The following is a 1,195-nucleotide window of genomic DNA, read 5'->3' as shown; positions in this document are numbered from 1 at the left end:
TAATCCCCCCGAAAAAAGCTGGTTCTGAAAAGTAGAATTTTCTCGTAAACCCGGACGAGGAGATTTTACATGAAGACGTCCCGCTACTCCGACAGTCAGATCCTGAGCATCCTGAAGCAGGCCGAAAACGGCATTGCCGTGCCTGCACTTTGCCGCGAACACGGCATGAGCAGCGCCACGTTCTACAAGTGGCGGGCAAAATACGGCGGCATGGACGCCTCCCTTATGGCCCGGATGAAGGAGCTTGAGGAGGAAAACCGCCGACTCAAGCGCATGTACGCCGAAGCCCAGATGAAGGCCGAGGTGCTCCGGGAGGCGCTCGGAAAAAAGTAGTGAGGCCATCTCGCCGCCGTGAGATGGCCAAAGACGCCGTGAAAGGGAAAGCCCTGAGCATCAGACAAGCCTGCGAAGCGTTTGGCATCAGCCAGACATGCTACCGGCATGTGCCCAAGCTGTCTGACGAGAACGAATTCGTGGCCGACTGGTTGGTGCGGCTGACAGCCAACCAGCGCAACTGGGGCTTCGGGCTGTGCTTCCTGTACCTGCGCAATGTGAAGGGGTACGGCTGGAATCACAAACGGGTGTATCGGATCTATCGCGAGTTGGAGCTGAACCTGCGCATCAAACCCAAAAAGCGTTTGGTCCGCGAGAAGCCAGAGCCGCTGGCCCAGCCTGACGCAGCGAATCAGGCGTGGTCCATGGATTTCATGCATGACCAGTTGGAAGATGGGAGAAGCTACCGTCTGTTCAATGTGATCGATGACTTCAATCGGGAAGGGTTGGCCATCGAAGCGGACTTCTCGCTGCCTTCAGAGCGCGTCATCCGGGTTCTGGAGCAGGTTATGGAGTGGCGCGGCAAGCCGAAGGCCATCCGGTGCGACAACGGCCCGGAGTATGTCAGCCATCGCCTGCAAGCCTGGGCCGAGAAGAACAGGATCCGCCTCGACTACATTCAGCCGGGCAAACCGCAGCAAAACGCCTATGTGGAACGCTACAACCGAACCGTGCGCTACGACTGGCTGGGGCAGCACCTCTTTGAGAACATCGAAGAGGTCAGGGACTATGCCACGAGGTGGCTCTGGACTTACAACAACGAACGGCCCAACATGGGCATCGGCGGCATCACCCCGAGGCAGAAACTGAGAACGGCTGCATAGCCCTACTTTTCAGACCGCCTAAAAAGGGGAGGATTACC

At 57.7% G+C, this 1,195-nt stretch carries 1 protein-coding gene; it reads left to right on the top strand.

Annotated features, from left to right (window positions below; genetic code table 11):
* Positions 1-69 precede the first annotated feature (69 nt).
* Positions 70-1,157 (top strand): IS3 family transposase gene (locus DVDV_RS21690; protein WP_139311719.1). Its coding sequence is split into 2 segments (ribosomal slippage): positions 70-322 and positions 322-1,157, totalling 1,089 coding nucleotides; the frame shifts between segments, so codons are not numbered across the junction.
* The last annotated feature ends 38 nt before the right edge of the window (positions 1,158-1,195 follow it).

The organism is Desulfovibrio sp. DV (assembly GCF_001936595.1).
Lineage (GTDB): Bacteria > Desulfobacterota > Desulfovibrionia > Desulfovibrionales > Desulfovibrionaceae > Solidesulfovibrio.
Note: the sequence above shows the minus strand (reverse complement) of the source record. Positions and strands in the feature narration are given on the sequence as shown.